Here is a 21,155-nt window from a genome sequence, read left to right on the forward strand (position 1 = left end):
GTTGGCGGTTTTTTTTATGCCTGGGCGCGGTTACTGAGTTGACGGACCCGGGTCAGGTTGTGCTGATGAGCGTCGGCATTCAGGCCATGAGCCTGGGCCCGCTCCACCACAAAGCCACTGATGGCATCAATTTCGGTGCTGCGGTTGGCGCCGATGTCCTGCAGCATCGATGAGCGGTTGCCGCAGGTGGCCTCGGCCACACTCAGGCCCCATGTCAGGATCTGCTCCGCCGTCATTGTAATGCCTTCGGCTTTGGCCACTGCCGCTAACTCGTCGCTGAGCCGCTGCAACTCGGCTCGATAACCGGGGCGAATCAGTTCGCCGTTGGCACAACCATAACAGGCGGTCAGCGGGTTGATCAGGGCATTCACCGCCAGCTTTTGCCATAGCCGGGGTAAAATGGTCGCTTCGCTGATAAAGCCGATGTCGGTCACCGCCTCGGGCATCCGTCCCTGTCCGGCCAGCGGCCCCAGGTAACGCACGCCCTGGCCGGTATGACTCACCGAGTGCGGCCCTCGCTTGAGGGCACCGTCGGTCAGCATGCCAGCCCACCAGTTGTGAGTGGGGAAGCGCTGTGCCAGTCGCTGTTGCGGGCCCATGCCATTGTGCAGCAGTACGATGGGGGTCGAGGCGGGCAGCCAGGCCAGCACCGGTGCCAGAGCCGCTTCCGCTTGGTACGCCTTGGTGGTAACCAGCACGGCATCGCAGTGCTGAGGCTGGTTGCTGGGGGCGTGGCGCAGGCTGTGATGCTGAACGGAGCCATCCAGGCGCTGCATTTGGTGCCGAATGATCCCGGTGGCGGAGTCTGGACGGGTCAGCAATATCGGCGAGTGCTGCTGCTGGCAGAGATCCATCGCCAGCAACTGACCAATGGCACCGCCGCCCAGAATGGCTAGGGTCGCTGCCATCGTCGTACCGCCGCCAGAAACAGGTGGAACATCAGCACTCCGGCCATGTCGGCCAGCCAGTCCATGGGGTCGGCCTGGCGGTAGGGCAGATAGGACTGCACCAGTTCCACCAGGCCGGCGTACAGCGCCAGTACGGCGAACTGCCAGCTCTTGGGCCAGTCAAACGCCAGGTGCAGCAGCAGTGCCAGGGTGGCAAACCCGGCCAGGTGGCCCAGCTTGTCGGTGTGGCTGAAAGGCTGAGGGTAACTCGGTTCGCCAAACAGCAGGTAGGAGAAGGCGCCGATCACCAATAACAGGCTGAATCGAAACCATTGTCGCTGCTGCGGGCTGGGGGAGGTCAAAATCATCATGGGGGCAATAATAGCGATCCTCGGCCATAAATCCCACTCCTGAGCGAGGCTTTCCAGGTCAGAGTTTTACCTCGAGGTGATTGTCTCCGGCCCCAGAGAGAGTAAACTCTGACTCACATCAACAGCTTAATTTCTGGTGGCCGGTCAACGCCACCGCCTCAGTTTATGGAGAGTAAACCATGCCTTCGTTTGACATCGTGTCTGAAGTGGATGCCGTTGAGTTACGTAACGCCGTCGATAATGCCAGTCGAGAGCTGACCACCCGGTTCGATTTTCGCGGTGTGGAAGCCAGCTTCGAGCTGAGCGATATGGTGGTGATCATGAAAGCCGAAGGCGACTTTCAGCTGCGGCAGATGGAAGACATTCTGCGCGGCAGCCTGGCTAAGCGTAAGGTGGACTCGTCGGCCATGGAGGTGGACGAGAAAGCGGTTCACAGTGGTAAAACCTTCTCCCGCAACTGCAAGTTTAAGCAGGGCATCGAGCAGGCCGTGGCCAAGAAACTGATTAAGGCCATCAAAGACAGCAAGATTAAGGTTCAGGCGCAGATTCAGGGCGATAAGATGCGGGTCACCGGCAAGAAGCGTGACGACTTGCAGGCGGTGATGGCCCTGACCCGGGAAGCGGATCTGGGGCAGCCGTTCCAGTTCGAGAACTTCCGTGACTAGTCTCCGATTGGCGCAAATAGTAACGGGGAGCCTTGGCTCCCCGTTTTTAAATCTAACTATCAGCTTCAATATGTAAAAGGTTGCTTAACGTGATTGTTTTATTGCAGTATCTATGATTGATTGCTCAAATTGCTTGTCGTATCTCCCACCACCTTTAGGACATTCAATCCAAGGGCCGACTACTTCAGCTCTGAGCTTGTCGCATAATGCAGCTGCATGAGCCATCTGAGAATCATCTAACTTTAAATTGAGTTCCATTAAGCGAGAATTCAGAGAAATCATTCTAGATCCTGGAGACTGAACGGTTTCTATAACGGCTAGGCGATCTTTGATACCAGCCATATCTTGCTTTAATTGTTCTGTTTCTCGCACATTTTGGTTCAGGTCCTCAGCAAGGCGAACAAGCAAAGCCGTAGATTGTTCCAAAAGTGATTTGGAAGTGTCTACTGGAGCGGGGTATTCGCCATGCTTGTATATCGTAGGTATCACATCACGGAACAACCATCTCTGAAAACACTTTCCAGCCTCACTTGTATCACCGGCAAGTACTCGTAGATATCCGGTTTGATTGATGAACGTGTCAGGCATCTTAGAGTGTCTGGGGTCATCAGTGCCAGGATTGTAACGTGGGTCATCAACCATTACGTTCCGGTACTCATCTGCTTCGAGAGTGTTGATCACTCGTTTTAAGCGATTGGTTAAGGATGAGGGGCGATGTTTTGGGTCTATGACCGCATTTTCTCTGCTAAGTGTTTGCAGCGTATCAGAAAGAGATACATAAATTTCGCCATCAAAGATTCGGGTCCGAATGTTCGATTTACCTGCTTCTCCCTGATAACAGACTTCAATCAAGCTTCGATTCTTATCCATGTCGCCTTATTCCGCTGATGTTGTGGTTTGAGTACTTTATCAAATCAAAGCAGCTGGTTACCATGACTTTCTCTGTGTAGCCTTCTCTGTCACTAGGTTCATAAGTACTGCTTAGTGGGGGTATGTATTTAATGAATAGCTTTTAAAGTCTCTGGGTTGGCTGATTAAAACATCTTGTTTTGAATGGGAGTTGCTCGAAGCTGATTCTTATACTGCTCACGAGTTATTCGTAGGAATTCACTCGGAGATGCTAATGCTTGCGAGAGCCTATTGTTTGTTTTTAGGCTTAGGTATAGAGCTGCTGCGTACCCCTGGCAATTGATAGATTTTTTTGGGTTAAACTCAATATCTGTGAAGCCTGAAAAATCACATACTTGATCAGCTAGTTCACTGTTTTGACAAAGGGCGTTGATATATAGCCAGTCATAGAAAAAGGTTTTTGGCTCAGGTGGAAAAGATTTTCCTAAAAAGTTAAAGCCTACTAGGTTTCCTGCTTCTTTGAGCCTAATGTCTCGCTTTGCGTCCTTGGGTTTAGCTGTCATCAGGTCAATAAATGGTCCACCATTTTCGAATACTTTGCTCCCCTGAAAGGCAGATTCCACAGTATACGTTTGTTTGTGTTTTTTAGTTGTGAAAGTCAAATTAAAAGCACTGAGCTTTTGCCCTAGCTCGCTCTCAGATTTACTCGAAATTTCCAATACAGGAGAGATGCCGACAGTTGAAGCTGTTTGGTGCAGTTCTCGAATCGACTTTTGCTTTTGGGTTACAGCCATACCTGCAACCCACTTGAAGTCGAGCATTTTTTCCACAACGCCAAGTTGGCCGTTAGGAGCTGGGATGAAAACTGGTCTGATCGCCATTGATTAATACTCAAGCATGTATGAACGTGAACCAAAAAAATCTGAGCTGTAACCATGCACTGCCGTAGGCTTACCTTGCAAGAGCGGACGGTATTGTTGTTCGATTTTGGTGTTATTAAAAACAATACGAGTAATGTATTGGGGGGGAATTTGCGCAAAGGTAAGAACTTCCGCCTGAACATTGGTAGGGTGATTGCTCAGAAGGCGTTGCTCTTGGCGCGACCTTTCTCCTTCCATTTCATCAAACAGCGCATTAAAAGCTGCTGGCGTCATCAAGCTATTGGGAGCAAGCCGACTCATAGCGGCGCTTGCAGCATTGTCTGAATAGAAGGCGGAGTTCAATTGCCAGAGAACTGCTGGCTGTAGGCATACCACTGCATATGGTGTCTGATTTTTATGCCGATATTTATAAAACATCATGCAGTTTGGGAATGAGATTGAGAGACTGACCGATTCGGGGTGGCCGTCTAGTCGGTGCTCATCGTTTGGATAAGTTTCTGTTTGAACTTCACCAAGGCGGTTTCTTGGCAAAAGGCCAAACCGTACAATACTTGGGAGGTGGCGTACGTCAGTGAAATGAACTAACTCCGTGATATTTCGCTTTTGGCAAATCTGCTCAATCATCTTACGCTCCAGACATCTCATTGTTGCCAGCCATTGTACAAGGCTTAAGCTGTTAGGCGAAATAGTTACTTAAAAAACATCCTGTTAGTGTGGGTTGGGCAACGCATATTTGATGAAAGTCTCAGCTGACAGTTACTCATCACACGTTGACAACTTCGAGAACTTCCGCGACTAAACCATGACGCCTTGTGAAAGAGGAGCCAGACGGCTCCTTTTTTTATGGCTCAGGCGTTGACTGCTGGCATCGGGACAGAATCAGCTCCCTGAACCAACGGTGGCCGGCATCGCTGTCATGGTGTTGATGCCAGAACAGCGTATAGGAGATGGGCGGAAGCGCCATTGGCAATGGCACAATGACCAGGTTTAGCCCTGCCTCGATATGCCGGGCATAGCGGCCGGGGGCGGTGAGTATCAGGTCGGTATGGGCGCAAACGCTGGCGGCACTGTTGAAATCGGGCACGTGCATGGCAATGGTCCGGCTTCGTTGCTGCTCCGCCAGCTTCAGATCCAGCAGCCAATGTTCGTGCTCATCGCAGCGCACCTGCAGGTGCCGGGCCGACAGGTAGGCGTCCAGGTCCCAGTTCCGGTGTAACAGCGGATGGCCCTGTCGCACCAAGCAGCAGTGTGAGTCCCGATACAACTCTTCATAGACGATGCCCTTTGGCGGCAGCAGGGTTCGGCGAGCATCCTGAAAGTGGATGTCTTTGCCGGTAATGCCAAAATCCAGCTCTCCCCGGGCCAATCGTTCCAGGCTGTCGCTGGCCCAGGTTCGGGCGTCAATGGTCACCAGGGGAGCCTGCTGCTGCAGTTCGGTGAGAAACTGTGGCAACAGCAGAGGGTACATGGTCTCGACCATCGCCATCATAAAGCAGCGCTCGCTGCGACTGGCCTGAAAGTCACCGGGAGTGGTGAGGGCTTCAACCGCGCCCAGCAGTTGCTTCAGCGGCGTTGCCAGGTTTCGGGCGTAAGGGGTAGGCTCCAGCCCATGGGACTGTCTCAGGAACAGGGGATCATTAAACTGCGTCCGCAGGCGAGACAGGCTTTTGCTGATGGCCGATTGGCTGAGGTGCAGCTTGTGAGCCGCCTTGGTGACGCTGCGTTGTTCCAGCAGCACATGCAAGCAGATCAGCAGGTTAAGATCGAGTCGGGACAGTTGTTCAAAGGACATGGCGGCGTCGATACGTTATTCCATTTTGGAAAATCATAACGGACATTAATTCACTTTTGTAGATATCAGTTCAACGCCATAATGATCCCATTGTTGGTGGCGGGTACCACCGTGCCTTGGAATGTTGAAGAGTGACTGCAATGACCGAATACGAAAAGATGCTGGCGGGCTTGGATTACGATGGCGGTGATTCCTATATCAACGGCATCAAACACCTGGCCTATCAGGCTCAGCAACGAATCAACCACGCGGAGAGTGTTGAACAGGCGCAGCAGGAGTCTCGGTCATTGATGACTCTGGGGCAGGGCTGCTGGATTACGCCGCCGTTCCATTGCGAGTTTGGGCGTCACATCGAGATGGGGGAGCGCTGTTTCCTGAACATGGGGGTGACCATGCTCGATGGCGCGCGCATTACCCTGGGGCGCAATGTGATGGTTGGCCCCAATTGTCAGTTTTATACCGCCGGTCATTCCCTTGATTATCACCAGCGCCGGAATTGGCAGACCATCTGTCGCCCCATCGTGGTGGAAGACGATGTGTGGATTGGCGGCAGTGTCGTGATAGCCCAGGGGGTGACCATCGGTCGAGGCGCTGTGATTGCCGCTAACTCAACGGTGACCCGGGATGTCGAACCGCTGACGCTGATGGCGGGGTCACCGGCCCGCTGCATTCGCCGTTTAGAGGTAGGGGAAAGTGTGGAAATGTGCAGTCAGTAGGTGTCACCATCAGAGTTCCAGTTCGAGAATTTTCGGAACTCAGTTCGGATGCCGGGTTGAAACAAGGAGCCGAAAGGCTCCTTGTTTAGTTTTTAGAGCAGCCGCATAGCCCTTGTTGAACCGGCGGGCAGCAAACCGTCCCATAAGAGCAGAAAACACAACAGTCGCCGGCCTTTGGGGTCAGCATCTGTTTGCAGTTTGGGCAGGGATAAAACCACAGGCAACAGTCGGTCGGCATCACTTCGTGTGCCTGAAACTGGCAGTGGGGGCAGGTGAGGGTCGAGTGCAGAACCACAGTCATACTTGACGCTCAATGGTCAGCATCTGCTCGTCAATCAGGCGCTTGGTGTAATCGTGCTGCGGATTGGCAAACACCTCCATGGTGCGACCCTGTTCGACGATTTTGCCCCGTTTCAACACGATCATCCGGTCGCTCATGTGCCGCACAGAACCGAGGTCGTGGGACATCAGGATGTAGCTCAGCCCCAGGTTCTGCTGCAGTTCCAGCAACAGGTTCACGCACTGAGCCCGCAGCGACGAGTCCAGCCCCGATAGCGCCTCATCGGAGATGATGATCTTCGGTGACAGCATCAGGGCCCGGGCGATGGCCACCCGTTGCCGCTGGCCGTGGGAGATCATGTGCGGGTAGAAATCGCCATGTTCACGCAACAGGCCCACCTTCTTCAGCACTCGGTTGACGGTCTTCTGCCGCTCCTCTTTGCTCTCGCTGGTGTTGAACTTCAGCGGTTCCTCCAGCAGTTGTCGAATCCGCAACCTGGGGTTGAGCGAGGTGGTCGGGTCCTGGAAAATCATTCGAATCAGGCTGCAGCGCTGCTTATGGTCGTGCATCTCCAGCTGTTTGCCTTCCAGCAGAATCTCTCCACTGCTGCGATCTTCGGCGCCGGCCAGGATGCGGGCCAGGGTGGTGCGTCCGGATCCGGCTTCGCCGACGAAGGCCAGAGTCTCATTGGGGTACAGCTCAAAAGAGATCGGCTCCAGGGCGGTGTCGTACACCTTGCGAAAACGCCGGTAGCCGGCGGGAAAGCGTTTCGACAGCTCTTTCACCTCAAGCAATGGGGCGGTCATTGGGCATCCTCCTCTTGGCTCAGGGGAAAGTGGCAGCGATAGGCGTGGCCACTCTTGGTGGCAATCCGAGGCGGATTGACGCACTCCTTGCGGGCATAGGGACAGCGAGGCCCCAGTCGACAGCCGATGGGCAGGTGTTGCAGCGGGGGAATCATGCCGTCCAGGGTATCCAGGTGGTGTTTGGGCAGCAGGGACATATTGGCACTGGGGGTACTGGCCAGCAGCGCCTTGGTGTAGGGGTGGAACGGATCTTTGATCAGCGTCTTAACGCTGCCGGATTCCATCATCTGACCACAATACAGCACGCTGAGGTTGTGGCTCCAACGTGCCACCGAGTTGAGGTTGTGGCTGATCAGCAGGATGGCCACGCTCTTGGTCTGGTTCAGCTGTGACAGCAGCCGGTAGATCTGAGCCGCCGTGGCGGTTTCCAGCCCGGTGGTGGGCTCGTCGGCGATCAGTAACTTGGGCCGGTGCGACACCGCCATGGCGATCATCACTTTTTGCGCCAGTCCTTCCGATAACTCCCACGGGAATGCACGCATCACCCGCTGGTGATCCTTGACGCCAACCCGGTGCAGCAGCTTGATGGCGTGCTCTTTGCGGGCTCGGTTGCGGCGCCACCAGGGTACGCCCTCCGGGGTTGGCATCGCTTCGATCAACTGGCCACCGACTCGGCTGCCGGGATCCAGGCACGACGCCGGCTCCTGGAAGATCATGGCGATGTCCCGGCCCATCAATTGGCGCCGTTTTTTCACCGACATGGTCAGCAGATCCTGGCCGCGCCAGCTTAAACGGTCGGCGATGATTCGAGTGCGCTTGTCGGTGATGCCCATGATCGCCTGCGCCAACAGGCTCTTGCCCGATCCAGATTCACCCACCAGGCCGTGAATTTCGCCCTCCTGCAGCGTCAGGCTGAATTTTTCCACCGCCACCAGCCAGCCGTGGGGGGTATCCAGCTCAATGCTGAGGTTGCGGATATCAAGCAGGTGCATTAGCGGCGACCCTCCAGCAAGGCGTGGCGCAGGCCGTCGCCGACCACGTTGGTTGCCAGTACACTGAACAGAATCGCCAGCCCGGGCATGGTGACCGTCCAGGGGGCGGTCAGCAGGTTATCCAGACCCTGTTCGATCATCGCGCCCCATTCCGGAGAGGGGGACTGAGCACCCAGGCCAATAAAGCCCAGGGCTGCGATGTCCAGAATCGCCACCGAGAACGCCAGGGTGGTCTGCACCACCACCGGGTTCCAGACGTTGGGCAGAATCGAGTCGTAAAACACCTGCCAGGCGGTGGCGCCGTCGAGGCGAGCGGCGACCACGTACTCTTTCTGCATCTCTTCATGAACCGCGTTGTGGATGGTACGCACAAAGCGCGGTACCAGTGACAAGCCGATGGCCCAGATGACATTAGACAGCCCGGGTCCCAAGACGGCAGCAAATAGGATCGCCAGTACCAGCGACGGCATCGATAGCAGGGTATCCAACAGGTGGCTGAGGACACTGGCTTTCAGTCCCTTGGTCATCCCAGACAGGCTGCCAATCAGAAAGCCGCACACCAGTGACAACAGCACGATGATCAGTGCGTAGCCAAAGGTCAGGTGGGCGCCATGCAGAATACGGGAAAACAGATCCCGGCCCAGATCATCGGTTCCCAGGAAGTGCTCCACGGTGCCGGTATCGGCCCATGAGGGCGGCACCAGCAGGGCGTTGGGATCCTGGTAGGAGGCCGAGTAGGGGGCAATCAGCGGTCCCAGTACGCTCATGGACAGGATCAGCATCATCGACCACAGGCCAATCAACGCCAACGGGCTGCGGGTAAAGCTGTCCCAGATGGTCTGCCACAAAGAGGGGATTTTCTCTTCGTAGTAAATGTTAATTTCGCCCATAGATCTCTTTCCGGCTGATGGGGTTGAGCGCCGTGTGCGCGATGTCGAACAAGATGCTCAGGAATACGATGAACAGGGAGATGGCCAGTACCCCCCCCTGCAGGGCGGTGTAATCGCCTTGGCGCAATGCGGCCACCAGCCAGGCACCAACGCCGGGCCAGGAAAACAGCAACTCGACGATGATGGTTGAACTGGCAATGGGCCCCAATTGCAGGCCCAGCACTCGAATCACCCCGGCCATGGCATTGGGCAGGGCGTGATTCATGATCAGGTGGTAGCGGGAGATCCCTCGGGCTTCCAAGGCTCGAATGTAGTTTTTATCCAGCTCTTCCGCCAGCGAGACTCGGGTAATGCGGATGATGATGGTCAGCGGCAACACCATGACCACCGACATCGGCAGAATCAGGTGGGCCCAGGCGTCCATCATGGCCGCACCGCGCCAGGGGGCATCCGACAGCAGGATGTCGATCAGCAGCAGGCCGCTGAAGTCGGGAATGTCGTACATCAGGTTGATGCGCCCGGACGCCGGCAGCCAGTCAAACTGGATACCGAAGGTGATGATCTGCAAAAGCCCAAGCCAGAACACCGGCACCGAAAAGCCCAGCAGGGTGATGGTCATCACCAACCGTTGCAGAGTGGCATTGCGGCTCAATGTCACCAGCATCCCAATGGGAACACCAATCAGCAGCGCCAGGAAGATAGACAATATTCCCAGTTCCAGCGAGGCTGGCAGCACTTGCAACAATTGGTCGGCAATGGCCTCGCCGGAGTTCAGAGACACGCCGAAGTCGCCGCTGATCCGCTTTACCACGTAGGAGAGGTACCCCAGCACCGGGCCGTGATTCAGGTTGTAGTCGTCCTGAATTTGCGCCATCTCGGCTGCGGTGGGGTCGGCGATGCCAGACAGGTTGCTGGCCAACTCACCCGGCAGCGCCAGGGTGACCGCGTACACCACCGCAAACAGCATCAGGGTGGTGAGGACAAACAGATTAATTCTTCGTAGCAGGTAGTTAAGCATTACTCGACCCGTTTAACCTGGGCAAATTTGATACCGCCGACCGTGGTCAATATCGGTCCCTGAAGCTGGCGGACTCGCCCGAGCGTTCGAGTGGCATGCGCCAGGGGCAGCACCGGAACCTGTTGTTGCACATGTTGCTCCAGTTGTTGATATTGAATGCGTCGCTGGGCTCGGTCTTCATTGGTACGTGCCTCGCTCAGCAGCCGATCGAAGTCGCCGTTGCACCAGCGGGCGTGGTTGGTGCCGGAGACCAGTCCGCTGCAGCTCAGCAACGGGGTAAAGAAGTTGTCCGGATCGGTGTTGTCGGCGTTCCAGCCCAGCAGCACCGTATCGTGTTCCGCCTGTCGCAACCGGCTGGTAAACAGGTTCCAGTCGTAGCTGACAATGCGCACCTGCACGCCAATGGCGGCCATATCCTGTTGAATCAGTTCGGCCGTCTTGATGGCATTGGGGTTGTAGCTGCGGCTGATGGGGGGCGCCCAGATATCAAAGCTCAGCGTGCCCAGCCCCAGTCGTTCCAATTGGGCTTTGGCCAGCGCCGGGTTGTAGGGCAGGCTGGTGCCACGGTCCTCATAGGCCCAGGAGATCGGAGGCAGCATCCCCTGACCGTGAGCGGCGGTATTGTGATACACCGCCTGCATGATCTTCTGCCGGTTTACCGCCATGGCCAGGGCCTGGCGGACTGGCAACTGGTCGAACGGCGGTTTCTGGGTATTGAACGCCCAGTAGGCCACATTGAACCCTGGCTGAGCCTCCAGTTGCAGGTCGTTGTACTCCTGCATCAGCGACAGTTGCCCCACCTGAGGCAGTGCCGCCACGTCACAGTCGCCGCCAATCAGCTTGATCATGCGGTTGGTGGCATTCGGGGTGATGTCGTAGATAAGCTGGTCGACGCCGGCGGGTTCACCGAAGTAGTCGGGATGACGCCGGTAACGGATGTACTGGTTTTTCTGGTAGTTCACCAGCTGGAACGGACCGGTACCTATGGGCAGGTAATCGATCTCCTCCATGCGCTGCTGCCGTTGCAACTGTGCGCCATACTCCGCCGACAGCACCACGGCAAAATCGGTGGCGATGTTGGTGAGGAAGGTAGCGTCCGCTTGATGCAGTTGAAACTCAACCTGATGGTCAGACAATCGCTTCAGCGCCCGCACGTTGTCGGCCAGTTCGATGCTTTGAAAGAAGGGGTACTGGCCGCCATTCACCCGGTGGTAAGGGTGATTGGTGTCGATGAGGCGCAAAAAACTGAACAACACATCATCGGCGTTCATCGGCCGGCTTGGGGTGAAGCGATCGTTGCTTTGAAACCAGACGTCCTGGCGCAGGGTAAAGCGATAGCTGAGGCCATCCTCAGACATCTCCCAGCGGCTGGCCAGCTCAGGCACCAGCTGACCGCTGATGTCATCAAACCCCAGCAGACGGTTGTAGATCTGCTTGGAGCTGGCGTCCAAGGTGCTGCTGGAGGTGACCAGCTGCGGGTTGAACAGTTCTGGATTGGCTTCAGAACAATACACCAGCCCCGATGTCAGGGAGGAGTCGGTCTTGCTGCATCCGAGCAGTGAGCCCAGAATCAGCAGCAGTGCGAGAGCACGAAAGTTAGCCATGTTTTTAACTGACGTCGATGCGATCCGGCTAGTGTATCAAAGCTGGGGCTGGCGATCATTAGCTTGATTTCATAACAGATCATACTTTTTCAGGATGCCCCGCAGCTGGTGGTAACTCAGTCCCAGTACCTCTGCCGTACGTTTCTGGTTGAACTGACTCTCTTCCAGCGCCTGTTTCAACAGGTTGACCTCAAAGTTTTGTACCGTGTCCTTAAAATCCAGTGGCAACACCGGCGCCGGGTTGCTGGCCGGGCTGGTTGGCGTGGCGACCTCTGCGGCGGCTGCAGTGGCTGAGGCCGCGGCCGGTTGTCGGTCCTGAGTCTTGATTCTCTGCGCGGGTCGCCAGGGGGACTCAAACGGGTCCAGGATGATCTGATGCACCGGCAGGGCGTCGTTGTTGTGACGGTAGACACTGCGCTCCACCACGTTCTTCAGTTCACGGACGTTGCCGGGCCAGTCAAACTCCAGCAGTGCCTGCTGGGCTTTGCTGGTGAAGCCGGGGAACATCGACATCGATAGCTGCCGAGCCATATTGATGGCGAAATGGTCAGCCAGATGCAGGATGTCGTCGGTGCGCTCACGCAGTGGGGGCAGAGTAATGACATCGAAGGCCAACCTGTCCAGCAGGTCGGCTCGAAACTCGCTGCGCTCGGCCAGGGCAGGCAGATCCTCGTTGGTGGCGCAGATCAGGCGCACGTCGGTGCGGACACTGCGGGCGCCGCCGACCCGTTCGAACTCGCCGTACTCAATGACTCGCAGTAATTTTTCCTGCACCAAGCCGGAGGTGTTGGCCAACTCGTCCAGAAACAGGCTGCCTTTATGCGCCCGCTCAAAGCGTCCTTCGTGGCGTTTGCCTGCCCCGGTAAAGGCACCGGATTCATGGCCAAATAGCTCACTTTCCAGTAGATTCTCATTGAGGGCGGCGCAGTTCAGGGTGATGTAAGGCTGTTCCCAGCGCTGGGACAGGAAGTGCAGACGTTTGGCAATCAGCTCTTTACCTGTGCCTCGTTCGCCGATGATCAATACCGGTTTGTCCAGCGGTGCTGCCTGAGACACATGGTCCAGCACGGAGAGGAAGGCATTGGATTCGCCAATTAAATTGTCTTGCTTGAAAGAGTTGGTCATCGGTCCCTGATGTAGCGTGATTTACTAATTATTAGTGGAATTCATAATAGGGCGTCCCTTGCTCAAAATAAAGCCTCAGAAAAACTCGCTTTAAAACAAGTGGTTAGCGATGAGGAAAAGTTGGCACGTTTCCTGTAATAAATACAGTCACGAGGGCCAATTTAGACATTCAGAGGAATTTAATTATGGGTATTTTTTCAAGATTTGCCGATATCGTTAACTCCAACATCAGCGCCCTGCTGGACAAAGCAGAAGATCCGGAAAAGATGGTACGACTCATCATTCAGGAGATGGAAGACACGCTGGTTGAAGTGCGTTCTACCTCGGCCAAAGTGCTGGCAGAGAAGAAAGAGGCGATGCGCCGCATCGAACGGGCCGAAGCTCAGGTCGACGACTGGCAGAGCAAAGCCGAACTGGCATTGGGTAAGGACCGTGAAGATCTGGCCAAAGCCGCACTGATTGAAAAGCAGAAGTGCGTTGAGTTGGTGGAGACCCTGAAGCGGGAACTGGTGCATGTGGAAGAGCAGATCGAGCGCCTGAAGGAGGAGATCAACCTGCTGCAGGAGAAGCTGAACGATGCCCGCGCCCGTCAGAAGACCATCATCATGCGCAAGCAGACCGCGTCATCTCGCCTGGACGTTAAACGTCAGCTGGATACCGGCAAGATCGACGACGCCATGATGAAGTTTGAACAGTACGAACGCCGGGTCGAAACCCTGGAGGCGGAAGTGGAAGCCCACGAGCTGGCTCAGCCCCGCAGCCTGGAAGACGAGTTTGCCGCCCTGGCCGCGGAAGAGAAAATCAGCGACGAACTTGAGCAGATGAAGAAGAAGCTCAAGAAGAAGCAGGACTAATTAGGGAGGAGTCGGAATGGAAGAATTAATGGGTTTACTGATTGCGCCACTGATTATCTTTTTGTTAATCGTGGCTCCCATCTGGCTCATCCTGCATTACCGCAGTAAGAAGCAGTTGGCACAAGGGCTCAGTGATGAAGAGTATCAACAGCTCAATGCACTGCTGACCCGAGCCGACAAGATGGGGGAACGAATCGATACCCTGGAGTCGATTCTTGACCAGGAGTCACCGGAGTGGAGGACCCGACATGAAGCATGAGAAACGTCAATTGGTGCGTCTGCCGGATCAAGGCAAAGTCGCCGGAGTCTGCGCCGGCTTGGCCGAGCACTTCAACCTGGAAGTCTGGCTGGTTCGAATCGTGACTCTGTCGGCCATTTTGCTGACCGGCGTCTTTAGCCTGCCGCTGCTGTTGTACATCATCGCCTGGGTCCTGCTGGACAAGGGGGTAACTCCCGTCAGCACTCACCACAATGAGCTGAAAACCAAGGTCTGGCAGGCCGGAGATTCGCCGAAGAAGGCGATGAACGAAGTCAGTACCCGGTTTCGAAATCTGGAACTGCGCCTCAGGCGGTTGGAAAAACACGTCACCTCGGATGCCTTCCACCTGAAACGAGAAATCAATAACCTCTGATGACACCCGGTCCGATTGCCCAGCAGTCGGACCGTTGCCGTTCTGACTGGTGTCGGTTCGGCCCCTGCCGACCAAGCCATGGATCACGATACACGCCTATGAATCCTTTAAAACATCGGGTTAAACAGCTAGGTAATCAACTGGAGGAGATCGCTCAGCGCGGACTGGATCGCCACGTCCGTCTCGGGGTGACCGGCATCTCCGGTGCCGGGAAAACCGCGTTCATCACCTCGCTGGTGAATCAGTTGCTGCATGGCGAGTCCCATCTGCTGCCGGCCTGGCAGGTGATGGAGCAGCAGCGGTTCCTCGGTGCCCGCATTGCCCGCCAGCCCGATCTGACCCTGCAGCCGTTTGATTACACCGGCGCCCTAGACTGCCTGAAGCAAGCGCCGCCGATATGGCCGCCCTCAACCCGCACCATCAGTGAGATTCGACTGGCGCTTCGGTACCTGCCGGAAAAGGGGCTGGCGGGGCAGATCGGTCGGCCGGTGACCCTGTATCTGGACATCATCGATTACCCGGGCGAGTGGCTGCTGGATCTGCCGTTGCTGCAGCAAACCTTTGACCAATGGAGCGACGACATCTGGCAACAGTTACAGCGACCGGCCTGGCAAAGTCAAACCCAGTCCTGGTGTGCCCGGGTTGCGGCGCTCAGCAGTGACGAAACCGACACCGTGATTGCCGAGGTTGCCCGGGACTACGCCACCCTGCTGCAGACCCTCAAGCGCGAGTGTGGCGCCAGCCTGCTGCAGCCGGGCCGGGCGTTGCTGCCCGGCGAGCTGGCAGGCGCTCCGGTACTGGAGTGGTTTCCGTTACCCCCAGCCATGCGCGCGGCGCTGGCCGAGGACAGCCCGCTGAAACAGCGCCTGACCGAACGGTACAGCGCCTATTGCGAGCAGGTGGTGAAGCCGTTTTTCCGCCACTATTTCGCCCGATTGGATCGCCAGGTGGTGTTGGTGGATTGTCTGACCGCACTGAACCAGGGACGGGATCAGGTCGAGCAGTTGTCGCATACCCTGCAAGCCCTCAGTCACAGCTTTCATTACGGCCCGGGAAGTACCCTGGGGCGGTTGTTCCGCCCCAAGATCGATCGGGTGCTGTTTGCGGCAACCAAGGCGGATCATGTCACCGTGGATCAGCACCACAACCTGCTGCAGTTAATGCACAACCTGATGAAGGGCAGCCGCCGCCAGCCGCGCTATTTTGGCACTCAGATGGAAACTCTGGTACTCAGTGCCATCAATGCCACCCGCCAGGGCCAGGTGGAGCGCGATGGCATTACCAAAGCGGTGATCTCCGGTCGTGCCCTGGATGGCGAGTCTTGTGTGCGCTTTCCCGGAGAGGTGCCCACCCGTTTGCCAGAGCGAGAGTTCTGGCAGCAGCAGGGATTTCGTTTTCGCCCCTTCTCGCCCCCGGTCTTTGAGGCGGCCAGCGCCTTGCCGCACATGAGGCTGGACTATGCGCTGCAGTTTTTATTAGGAGACAAGATGCAATGAAACCGATTCAGGAATCCCAGGAGTTTGATGCGGTAGAGCCGCTGCAGGCTTTGCCTGAAGAGGCCGAGGAGTCGCTGGATTCGGCCCTGCTGTCCACCGAGCCACCCAGGCCCGCCCGAGTGGGGGTGTGGACTAAGGTATGGCTGGGCGCCGGTTTGGCTCTGGTGCTGGCCGAAGCCGGCCTGACCCTGCAGGCGTCCTGGCAGACCAGCCCGTGGTTGTTTGCCCTGTACGCGCTGTTCTTCTCACTGGCCCTGGCTGGGTTGGTGCGTCTGACGGTCAAAGAGTGGGTTCGGCTCAGACAGCTGCGGGGGCGTGCCAACCTTCAGGAGCAGCTGCAGCCGCTGCTAAGCAGTCAGCAGATGGGCGCCGCGGCGCCGTTGCTGGATCAGCTTCGCCTGGCCCTGCCGTCGCAGTGTGACGACAACTGGCGCCAGTGGCAGAGTCGGGTGCAGGATCATCACAGTGACGCCGAATTGCTGGCGTTGGCAGAGTCGACGGTGGTGGCGCCGCTGGATAAACAAGCGGAGGCGATCATCTATCGCTACTCGGCGCAGGCGGCGGTCATGCTGGCGGCCAGCCCACTGGCGGTGCTGGACATGGCGCTGATGCTGTGGCGCAACCAGCGCATGCTGGACGAATTGGCCAAACTCTATGGTGTGGAACCCGGGTACCTGGGGCGGGTGTCTCTGGTGCGGCAGATGCTGCATAACCTGATTTACGCCGGCGGCAGCGAGCTGATGGTGGATCTCGGTGGCCAGATGTTGTCGGCGGAACTGACCGGCAAGTTGTCTGCCCGACTGGCTCAAGGAATGGGCGCCGGCCTGTTGACCGCCCGACTGGGTTACCAGGCACAGAAGCTGTGTCGGCCCCTGCCGTTGACCGAAGCCAGGCCGAGGCTGCTGACCCTGCAGGGCAAGCTGCTGTCCGAGCTGACCTCACTGTCGGCCAAGGCGTTGAGGCAGGCTCGCGAACGTCAGTCATGTAACAAATAATTTACAACCCTGGTGGGGGGTTTTTAGGCGAAAAGGTGTTGCCGGCGGGTGGCTGGATTATGTTAGGGAGAGAAACCTGCACCCACCACAATAACGTCTACAGGGTGCATTACGGGGAGTTAAGCAACATGGCTTCAAAGATGCATCCGGAGACGGCGGTGATCCATGCCGGCCATCTTCAGGAACCTCAAGGGGCGCTGGTGTCACCTCTGTACCAGTCGGCCACCTTCGTTTTCGATCGAGTCGAAACCGGTTCTGCCCGCTTTGCCGGCGAGCAGGCGGGTCCGATCTATACCCGTCTGGGCAACCCGACAGTGGCCGAGTTCGAGCGGCGCATGGCCGAACTGGAAGGCTATGACGGTGCCGTGGCCTTTGCCAGCGGCATGGCGGCGGTGTCGGCGGTGTTGCTGGGCTTGCTGGATCAGGGCGACCATCTGATCTGCAACACCTGCCTCTATGGCTGCACCCATTCACTGGTCAGTGAGCAGTTGCCGCGCTTTGGCATCGAGGTTACCGCGGTGGACTTTGCCGATATCGAGGCCATTCGTGCCGCCATTCGGCCCAACACCCGCATGCTGTTGCTGGAGACACCGGTGAACCCTCACCTGGCGGTGTACGATCTGGCGGCGGTGGCCTCGTTGGCCCGGGCGCACCAGCTGATCTCGGTGGTGGACAACACCTTTATGACGCCGCTGTTGCAGCAGCCCAAGACCCAGGGCATCGACATCGTTTTGCACAGCGCCACCAAGTACCTCAATGGCCACGGCGATGTGATTGCCGGGGTGGTGTGCGCCGATCAGGTGCACCTGGAGTTGCTTCGCAGTCGCAGCCTTAAGGACATTGGCGGGGTGCTGTCGCCCCACGATGCCTGGTTGATTCTTCGCGGCATGAAGACCCTGGCTCTGCGCATGGAGCGCCACAGCGTCAGCGCCCAGGTGGTGGCAGAGTTTCTGCAGCGCCACCCCGCCGTCACCCGAGTCTACTATCCCGGGCTGGATGGTCATCCCGGCAAGGCCTTGATTGGCACTCAGATGCGGGCAGGTGGCGGTGTCCTGGCGTTGGAGCTGAAGGCCGATTTTGAGCAGGCGGTGGCCTTCGTTAATCGACTGTCTTTGTTCAAGATCGCGGTCAGCCTCGGGGATGCCGAATCTTTGGTGCAGCATCCGGCTTCCATGACCCATGCCACCTACGACAGCGATGATCGCGCCAGGGCTGGCATCGCCGACACGCTGATTCGACTCTCCATCGGCCTGGAGCACTGCGATGATCTGCTGGCGGATCTGACCCAGGGGTTGGCGCCGCTCACGGCCGGTTTGGCCCAGGAGGTGTCATGAAGGGATCCAGCTACAGCGCCCGTCAACCGGACGCACAGGGAGTCATTCATTACCCTGAAGAAGAGCATCGAATCTGGAGCGAGCTGATTGAACGCCAGCTCGGCTGCATCGAAGGCCGCGCCTGCCCGGAATACCTGTTGGGGCTGGAGCAATTGTCGTTGCCCCTGAACCGCATTCCTCAGTTGGCCGAAGTGGACCAGGTGTTGCAACGGGCCACGGGCTGGCAAACCGCACAGGTGCCGGCGCTGATCTCATTTCAGCACTTCTTTGAGCTGTTGGCGCAAAAGCGCTTTCCCGTTGCGACCTTCATTCGCAGCCGGGCCGAGTTCGATTATCTCCAGGAGCCGGACATCTTCCACGAGATTTTTGGTCACTGTCCGCTGCTGACCAACCCGGCTTTCGCTCATTTTACCCATACCTATGGCAAGCTGGGGCTGGCGGCAACGCCTCAGCAACGGGTGTACCTGGCCCGACTGTATTGGTTTACCGTCGAGTTTGGATTGGTCAACACCGATGACGGGTTGCGCATCTATGGCGGTGGCATCCTGTCGTCGCCCGGTGAGACTCATTACGCCCTGTCGGACAAGCCTGAGCGCCAGCCCATGTCCGTTATCGATGCCCTGCGCACGCCGTACCGCATCGACATCATGCAGCCCTTGTACTATGTCCTCGATGACATAGATGCCCTGTTCGACATCGCCAATCTGGATGTGATGGCCCTGGTGGCCCAGGCGCAGGAGCTGGGGCTTCATCCTGCTAAATTTCCGCCAAAACAACAAGCTGTGTAAAAAGGAACCGACACAATGTCTGAATTATCTCAAATGAAATGCGAAGCCTGCCAGGCCGGTGCTCCCCAGGTCAGCGACCAGGAACTGGGAGCGTTGCTGTCGCAAATCCCCGATTGGCATACCGAAGTGCGTGATGGCGTCATGCAACTGGAGCGGGTGTACACCTTTAAGAACTTCAAACTGGCCTGGGCCTTTGCCAATAAGGTGGCGGAGCTGGCCGAAGCGGAGTTTCATCATCCCGGCATTCTGCTGGAGTGGGGCAAGGTCACCGTCACCTGGTGGACCCATGCCATCTCCGGATTGCATCGCAACGATTTCATCATGGCGGCCAAGACCGACCAGCAACTGGACTAGCGCCCTGGCGCCTATGCCCAACACACCGAGTTCAACAGCGCCGCCTAAAGCGGCGCTTTTTTGTGCACCAAATTTGTAAACAAATACTGACACCGTGGTCTCCCGAGACGGTACAGGGTATGATGTGTCCATTAGTGAACAGTAAGTTAGGAACCTTTTTATGCGCTTGGAAGTCAGTTGTGACGACCGCATTGGATTGGCCCGGGAGATACTGGAAGTGCTGGAGCAGCACCAGATCAACGTCAATGCCATCGATGCGGAAAGTCAGGGCTACATCTACCTGCAGTTACCGGAATTGAGCTTTGACGAGCTCAGTGTGTTGCTGCCCATTCTGCGTAAAATTGAAGCCGTAAAGGATGTACGCACCGTTCCCTTTATGCCTTCTGAGCGAGAGCACTATGCTCTGGAGACTCTGTTGAGCACCTTGCCGGATGCGGTGTTGTCCATCGACACCCGCCTTAAGGTGACCATGGCCAATGACTCTGCGGTGGCAGTCCTGGGGACGCCGCGGGACGAAGTACTGAATCAGCCACTGAGTAACTGGGTACAGGGCTTTGGCTTTCAGCGCTGGCTGCAGAGCGACGAAGTCTTGCCTCAGGCGATTCGAGTGCAGGTACAAGGCAGCGACTACCTGGCGGAGATGTTCCCCATCCACCTGCCGGAGGGCAATCGTGAAGAGACCTCGCTGGCCGGGGCGGTGGTGGTGCTTAAATCTCCGTCCCGCGTCGGCAAGCAGTTTAATGCCTTGCGCAACCAACTGACCGGCTTTGATACCGTTCTGGCCCAGAGCGACAAGATGAAGGCAGTGCTGGAGCAGGCTAGGCGCATGGCGCAGTTGGAAGCGCCATTGCTGATCAGCGGCGAAACCGGCACCGGTAAGGAGTTGATGGCCAGGGCGTGCCACGACGCCAGCCTGCGCGCCGAGAAATCCTTTGTGGTGATCAACTGCGCCTCTTTGCCCGATGCCGTGGCCGAGAGTGAGCTGTTCGGGTTTGCGTCGGCGCCGGGACAGCCGGTGAAAAAGGGGGTCATCGAGCAAGCGGATGGCGGCACCATTTTTCTCGATGAGGTGGCCGACATGTCGGCCCAGTTGCAGGTAAAACTGCTGCGCTTTATTCAGGATGGCTGTTTTCGCCGGGTGGGGGATGACGAAGAGATTGCCGTTGACGTTCGCATCATCTGTGCCAGTCAGCGGGATCTGTCCGACCTGTGTCAGCAGGGCCAGTTCCGCGAAGATCTCTATTATCGCATCAATGTCCTCAACCTGATGCTGCCGCCGCTGCGGGAGCGCCCCAGTGACATCGTGCCGCTGGCAGAGCTGTTTTTGGAGCACTACAGCCAGCAACTGGCCAGCCCGGCCCGTCAGCTCTCTGGAGAGTGTCGCGACTACATTCGCAACTACGCCTGGCCTGGCAACGTGCGCCAGCTGAAGAACGCCATTTTTCGGGCGGTGTCCATGGCCGAGGGCATGGGAGAACTGCAGCCGGAGGACCTGAGACTGCCCGCCTGGACCGAGGGCTTTGGCTACTTCGATCAAGAGTTTGAGGGGTCATTGGAGCAGGCGGTAAAACAGTTCGAATCCAGCCTGTTGCGCCGGCTTTACCCCGCTTACCCCAGTACTCGTCAGTTGGCAAAAAAGCTGGGCGTGTCTCACACCGCCATTGCCAATAAACTCCGCGAATACGGTATCGGAAAAAAGCGTAAGTAATTGACAGTAAATGTAAATGTCACCCCTGTAAAGCAGGGGTGACATCTCCTGCCTGCTTTAACCGTTCTGTGACCCCTGTCACGAAGCTCAATCTTTGTTAGCGTTTGGTTAACCGTTT

24 protein-coding genes are annotated in these 21,155 nt (G+C 57.0%); 11 read left to right on the plus strand and 13 right to left on the minus strand.

The features are described 5' to 3' along the window. Positions 1-14: 14 nt before the first annotated feature. Positions 15-908, minus strand: coding sequence for a ketopantoate reductase family protein (locus J8Z22_RS05350; RefSeq protein WP_252009286.1), 894 nt, complete (start codon positions 906-908; stop codon positions 15-17). Continuing rightward, positions 893-1,258: a VanZ family protein gene (locus tag J8Z22_RS05355; protein WP_245595609.1), complete on the minus strand. Its 366-nt coding sequence runs from the start codon at positions 1,256-1,258 to the stop codon at positions 893-895. Before J8Z22_RS05355 ends, J8Z22_RS05350 begins: the two co-directional genes overlap by 16 nt. A gap of 179 nt (positions 1,259-1,437) precedes the next feature. Here J8Z22_RS05355 and J8Z22_RS05360 point away from each other — a divergent pair, with 179 nt between their 5' ends. Further along, positions 1,438-1,923, plus strand: coding sequence for a YajQ family cyclic di-GMP-binding protein (locus J8Z22_RS05360; protein WP_028113823.1), 486 nt, complete (start codon positions 1,438-1,440; stop codon positions 1,921-1,923). 84 nt (positions 1,924-2,007) lie between these two features. Here J8Z22_RS05360 and J8Z22_RS05365 read toward each other — a convergent pair whose 3' ends face one another. The 4 genes from J8Z22_RS05365 to J8Z22_RS05380 all read right to left on the minus strand — a co-directional run bounded on the left by J8Z22_RS05365 (position 2,008) and on the right by J8Z22_RS05380 (position 5,445). Beyond that, positions 2,008-2,793 carry a hypothetical protein gene (locus J8Z22_RS05365; protein WP_252009288.1) on the minus strand — a complete coding sequence of 262 codons (786 nt, stop codon included), beginning with the start codon at positions 2,791-2,793 and terminating at the stop codon, positions 2,008-2,010. Between the two features lie 164 nt (positions 2,794-2,957). Then, entirely contained in the window at positions 2,958-3,653 is a 696-nt protein-coding gene (locus J8Z22_RS05370; RefSeq protein ID WP_252009292.1) for a hypothetical protein, read from the minus strand. Between the two features lie 3 nt (positions 3,654-3,656). Then, positions 3,657-4,277: a DarT ssDNA thymidine ADP-ribosyltransferase family protein gene (locus J8Z22_RS05375; protein ID WP_252009294.1), complete on the minus strand. Its 621-nt coding sequence runs from the start codon at positions 4,275-4,277 to the stop codon at positions 3,657-3,659. Positions 4,278-4,494: 217 nt separating this feature from the next. Then, on the minus strand, positions 4,495-5,445 hold the full coding sequence (locus J8Z22_RS05380; protein ID WP_252009297.1) for a LysR family transcriptional regulator: 951 nt from the start codon (positions 5,443-5,445) through the stop codon (positions 4,495-4,497). Positions 5,446-5,585: 140 nt separating this feature from the next. On the opposite strand from J8Z22_RS05380, the gene J8Z22_RS05385 reads away from it, so the two are divergent. Beyond that, positions 5,586-6,161, plus strand: coding sequence for a sugar O-acetyltransferase (locus tag J8Z22_RS05385; protein WP_252009299.1), 576 nt, complete (start codon positions 5,586-5,588; stop codon positions 6,159-6,161). 85 nt (positions 6,162-6,246) lie between these two features. On the opposite strand, the gene J8Z22_RS05390 is transcribed toward J8Z22_RS05385, so the two are convergent. From J8Z22_RS05390 to pspF, 7 genes are all read right to left on the minus strand, one after another. Then, on the minus strand, positions 6,247-6,462 hold the full coding sequence (locus J8Z22_RS05390; RefSeq protein WP_084144502.1) for a GDCCVxC domain-containing (seleno)protein: 216 nt from the start codon (positions 6,460-6,462) through the stop codon (positions 6,247-6,249). After that, complete coding sequence (locus J8Z22_RS05395; RefSeq protein ID WP_028113820.1) at positions 6,459-7,247, minus strand: ATP-binding cassette domain-containing protein; 789 nt, start codon at positions 7,245-7,247, stop codon at positions 6,459-6,461. Before J8Z22_RS05395 ends, J8Z22_RS05390 begins: the two co-directional genes overlap by 4 nt. Beyond that, the gene (locus J8Z22_RS05400; RefSeq protein WP_028113819.1) at positions 7,244-8,239 is read right to left on the minus strand and encodes an oligopeptide/dipeptide ABC transporter ATP-binding protein; all 996 of its coding nucleotides are present in this window, start codon (positions 8,237-8,239) and stop codon (positions 7,244-7,246) included. Before J8Z22_RS05400 ends, J8Z22_RS05395 begins: the two co-directional genes overlap by 4 nt. Next, the gene (locus J8Z22_RS05405) at positions 8,239-9,129 is read right to left on the minus strand and encodes an ABC transporter permease subunit (RefSeq protein WP_028113818.1); all 891 of its coding nucleotides are present in this window, start codon (positions 9,127-9,129) and stop codon (positions 8,239-8,241) included. Before J8Z22_RS05405 ends, J8Z22_RS05400 begins: the two co-directional genes overlap by 1 nt. Next, positions 9,116-10,147: an ABC transporter permease subunit gene (locus tag J8Z22_RS05410; protein WP_252009302.1), complete on the minus strand. Its 1,032-nt coding sequence runs from the start codon at positions 10,145-10,147 to the stop codon at positions 9,116-9,118. Before J8Z22_RS05410 ends, J8Z22_RS05405 begins: the two co-directional genes overlap by 14 nt. After that, a complete protein-coding gene (sapA, locus tag J8Z22_RS05415; RefSeq protein ID WP_252009303.1) occupies positions 10,147-11,751 on the minus strand; it encodes an ABC transporter substrate-binding protein SapA in 1,605 nt (534 codons plus the stop codon). The genes J8Z22_RS05410 and sapA overlap by 1 nt, the downstream gene beginning before the upstream one ends. Positions 11,752-11,820: 69 nt before the next feature. After that, a complete protein-coding gene (gene pspF, locus J8Z22_RS05420) occupies positions 11,821-12,876 on the minus strand; it encodes a phage shock protein operon transcriptional activator (RefSeq protein ID WP_028113815.1) in 1,056 nt (351 codons plus the stop codon). 185 nt (positions 12,877-13,061) lie between these two features. Between pspF and pspA the strand changes: the two genes are divergently transcribed. The 9 genes from pspA (at position 13,062) to tyrR (ending at position 21,037) form a co-directional block, all read left to right on the plus strand. Continuing rightward, entirely contained in the window at positions 13,062-13,730 is a 669-nt protein-coding gene (pspA, locus tag J8Z22_RS05425) for a phage shock protein PspA (RefSeq protein WP_028113814.1), read from the plus strand. Positions 13,731-13,746: 16 nt separating this feature from the next. Next, a complete protein-coding gene (gene pspB / locus J8Z22_RS05430) occupies positions 13,747-13,989 on the plus strand; it encodes an envelope stress response membrane protein PspB (RefSeq protein WP_084144501.1) in 243 nt (80 codons plus the stop codon). Continuing rightward, the gene (pspC, locus tag J8Z22_RS05435; RefSeq protein ID WP_028113812.1) at positions 13,979-14,362 is read left to right on the plus strand and encodes an envelope stress response membrane protein PspC; all 384 of its coding nucleotides are present in this window, start codon (positions 13,979-13,981) and stop codon (positions 14,360-14,362) included. The genes pspB and pspC overlap by 11 nt, the downstream gene beginning before the upstream one ends. Before the next feature lie 98 nt (positions 14,363-14,460). Beyond that, a complete protein-coding gene (locus J8Z22_RS05440; RefSeq protein ID WP_252009306.1) occupies positions 14,461-15,858 on the plus strand; it encodes a YcjX family protein in 1,398 nt (465 codons plus the stop codon). Further along, positions 15,855-16,853 carry a YcjF family protein gene (locus J8Z22_RS05445; RefSeq protein WP_252009308.1) on the plus strand — a complete coding sequence of 333 codons (999 nt, stop codon included), beginning with the start codon at positions 15,855-15,857 and terminating at the stop codon, positions 16,851-16,853. Before J8Z22_RS05440 ends, J8Z22_RS05445 begins: the two co-directional genes overlap by 4 nt. 128 nt (positions 16,854-16,981) lie before the next feature. After that, a complete protein-coding gene (locus J8Z22_RS05450) occupies positions 16,982-18,187 on the plus strand; it encodes a PLP-dependent aspartate aminotransferase family protein (protein WP_252009311.1) in 1,206 nt (401 codons plus the stop codon). Then, positions 18,184-18,975 carry a phenylalanine 4-monooxygenase gene (gene phhA / locus J8Z22_RS05455; RefSeq protein WP_028113809.1) on the plus strand — a complete coding sequence of 264 codons (792 nt, stop codon included), beginning with the start codon at positions 18,184-18,186 and terminating at the stop codon, positions 18,973-18,975. The genes J8Z22_RS05450 and phhA overlap by 4 nt, the downstream gene beginning before the upstream one ends. Before the next feature lie 15 nt (positions 18,976-18,990). Beyond that, a complete protein-coding gene (locus J8Z22_RS05460; protein WP_252009314.1) occupies positions 18,991-19,329 on the plus strand; it encodes a 4a-hydroxytetrahydrobiopterin dehydratase in 339 nt (112 codons plus the stop codon). A 160-nt stretch (positions 19,330-19,489) separates the two neighbouring features. Beyond that, a complete protein-coding gene (gene tyrR / locus J8Z22_RS05465; RefSeq protein ID WP_028113807.1) occupies positions 19,490-21,037 on the plus strand; it encodes a transcriptional regulator TyrR in 1,548 nt (515 codons plus the stop codon). The last annotated feature ends 118 nt before the right edge of the window (positions 21,038-21,155 follow it).

It is taken from the genome of Ferrimonas sp. SCSIO 43195 (genome assembly GCF_023716685.1).
GTDB lineage: Bacteria > Pseudomonadota > Gammaproteobacteria > Enterobacterales > Shewanellaceae > Ferrimonas > Ferrimonas kyonanensis.

Excerpts from the sequence above, each read along its gene's own strand:
- J8Z22_RS05360 (WP_028113823.1), top strand. The coding sequence starts at position 1,438 with ATGCCTTCGTTTGACATCGTGTCTGAAGTGGATGCCGTTGAGTTACGT.
- J8Z22_RS05375 (WP_252009294.1), bottom strand. The coding sequence starts at position 4,277 with ATGATTGAGCAGATTTGCCAAAAGCGAAATATCACGGAGTTAGTTCAT.
- sapA (WP_252009303.1), bottom strand. The coding sequence starts at position 11,751 with ATGGCTAACTTTCGTGCTCTCGCACTGCTGCTGATTCTGGGCTCACTG.
- J8Z22_RS05390 (WP_084144502.1), bottom strand. The coding sequence starts at position 6,462 with ATGACTGTGGTTCTGCACTCGACCCTCACCTGCCCCCACTGCCAGTTT.
- J8Z22_RS05445 (WP_252009308.1), top strand. The coding sequence starts at position 15,855 with ATGAAACCGATTCAGGAATCCCAGGAGTTTGATGCGGTAGAGCCGCTG.
- J8Z22_RS05440 (WP_252009306.1), top strand. The coding sequence starts at position 14,461 with ATGAATCCTTTAAAACATCGGGTTAAACAGCTAGGTAATCAACTGGAG.
- tyrR (WP_028113807.1), top strand. The coding sequence starts at position 19,490 with ATGCGCTTGGAAGTCAGTTGTGACGACCGCATTGGATTGGCCCGGGAG.
- pspA (WP_028113814.1), top strand. The coding sequence starts at position 13,062 with ATGGGTATTTTTTCAAGATTTGCCGATATCGTTAACTCCAACATCAGC.
- phhA (WP_028113809.1), top strand. The coding sequence starts at position 18,184 with ATGAAGGGATCCAGCTACAGCGCCCGTCAACCGGACGCACAGGGAGTC.
- J8Z22_RS05460 (WP_252009314.1), top strand. The coding sequence starts at position 18,991 with ATGTCTGAATTATCTCAAATGAAATGCGAAGCCTGCCAGGCCGGTGCT.
- J8Z22_RS05405 (WP_028113818.1), bottom strand. The coding sequence starts at position 9,129 with ATGGGCGAAATTAACATTTACTACGAAGAGAAAATCCCCTCTTTGTGG.
- J8Z22_RS05355 (WP_245595609.1), bottom strand. The coding sequence starts at position 1,258 with ATGATGATTTTGACCTCCCCCAGCCCGCAGCAGCGACAATGGTTTCGA.
- J8Z22_RS05395 (WP_028113820.1), bottom strand. The coding sequence starts at position 7,247 with ATGACCGCCCCATTGCTTGAGGTGAAAGAGCTGTCGAAACGCTTTCCC.
- J8Z22_RS05385 (WP_252009299.1), top strand. The coding sequence starts at position 5,586 with ATGACCGAATACGAAAAGATGCTGGCGGGCTTGGATTACGATGGCGGT.
- J8Z22_RS05365 (WP_252009288.1), bottom strand. The coding sequence starts at position 2,793 with ATGGATAAGAATCGAAGCTTGATTGAAGTCTGTTATCAGGGAGAAGCA.
- J8Z22_RS05350 (WP_252009286.1), bottom strand. The coding sequence starts at position 908 with ATGGCAGCGACCCTAGCCATTCTGGGCGGCGGTGCCATTGGTCAGTTG.
- pspC (WP_028113812.1), top strand. The coding sequence starts at position 13,979 with ATGAAGCATGAGAAACGTCAATTGGTGCGTCTGCCGGATCAAGGCAAA.
- J8Z22_RS05450 (WP_252009311.1), top strand. The coding sequence starts at position 16,982 with ATGGCTTCAAAGATGCATCCGGAGACGGCGGTGATCCATGCCGGCCAT.
- J8Z22_RS05370 (WP_252009292.1), bottom strand. The coding sequence starts at position 3,653 with ATGGCGATCAGACCAGTTTTCATCCCAGCTCCTAACGGCCAACTTGGC.
- J8Z22_RS05380 (WP_252009297.1), bottom strand. The coding sequence starts at position 5,445 with ATGTCCTTTGAACAACTGTCCCGACTCGATCTTAACCTGCTGATCTGC.
- pspB (WP_084144501.1), top strand. The coding sequence starts at position 13,747 with ATGGAAGAATTAATGGGTTTACTGATTGCGCCACTGATTATCTTTTTG.
- J8Z22_RS05400 (WP_028113819.1), bottom strand. The coding sequence starts at position 8,239 with ATGCACCTGCTTGATATCCGCAACCTCAGCATTGAGCTGGATACCCCC.
- pspF (WP_028113815.1), bottom strand. The coding sequence starts at position 12,876 with ATGACCAACTCTTTCAAGCAAGACAATTTAATTGGCGAATCCAATGCC.
- J8Z22_RS05410 (WP_252009302.1), bottom strand. The coding sequence starts at position 10,147 with ATGCTTAACTACCTGCTACGAAGAATTAATCTGTTTGTCCTCACCACC.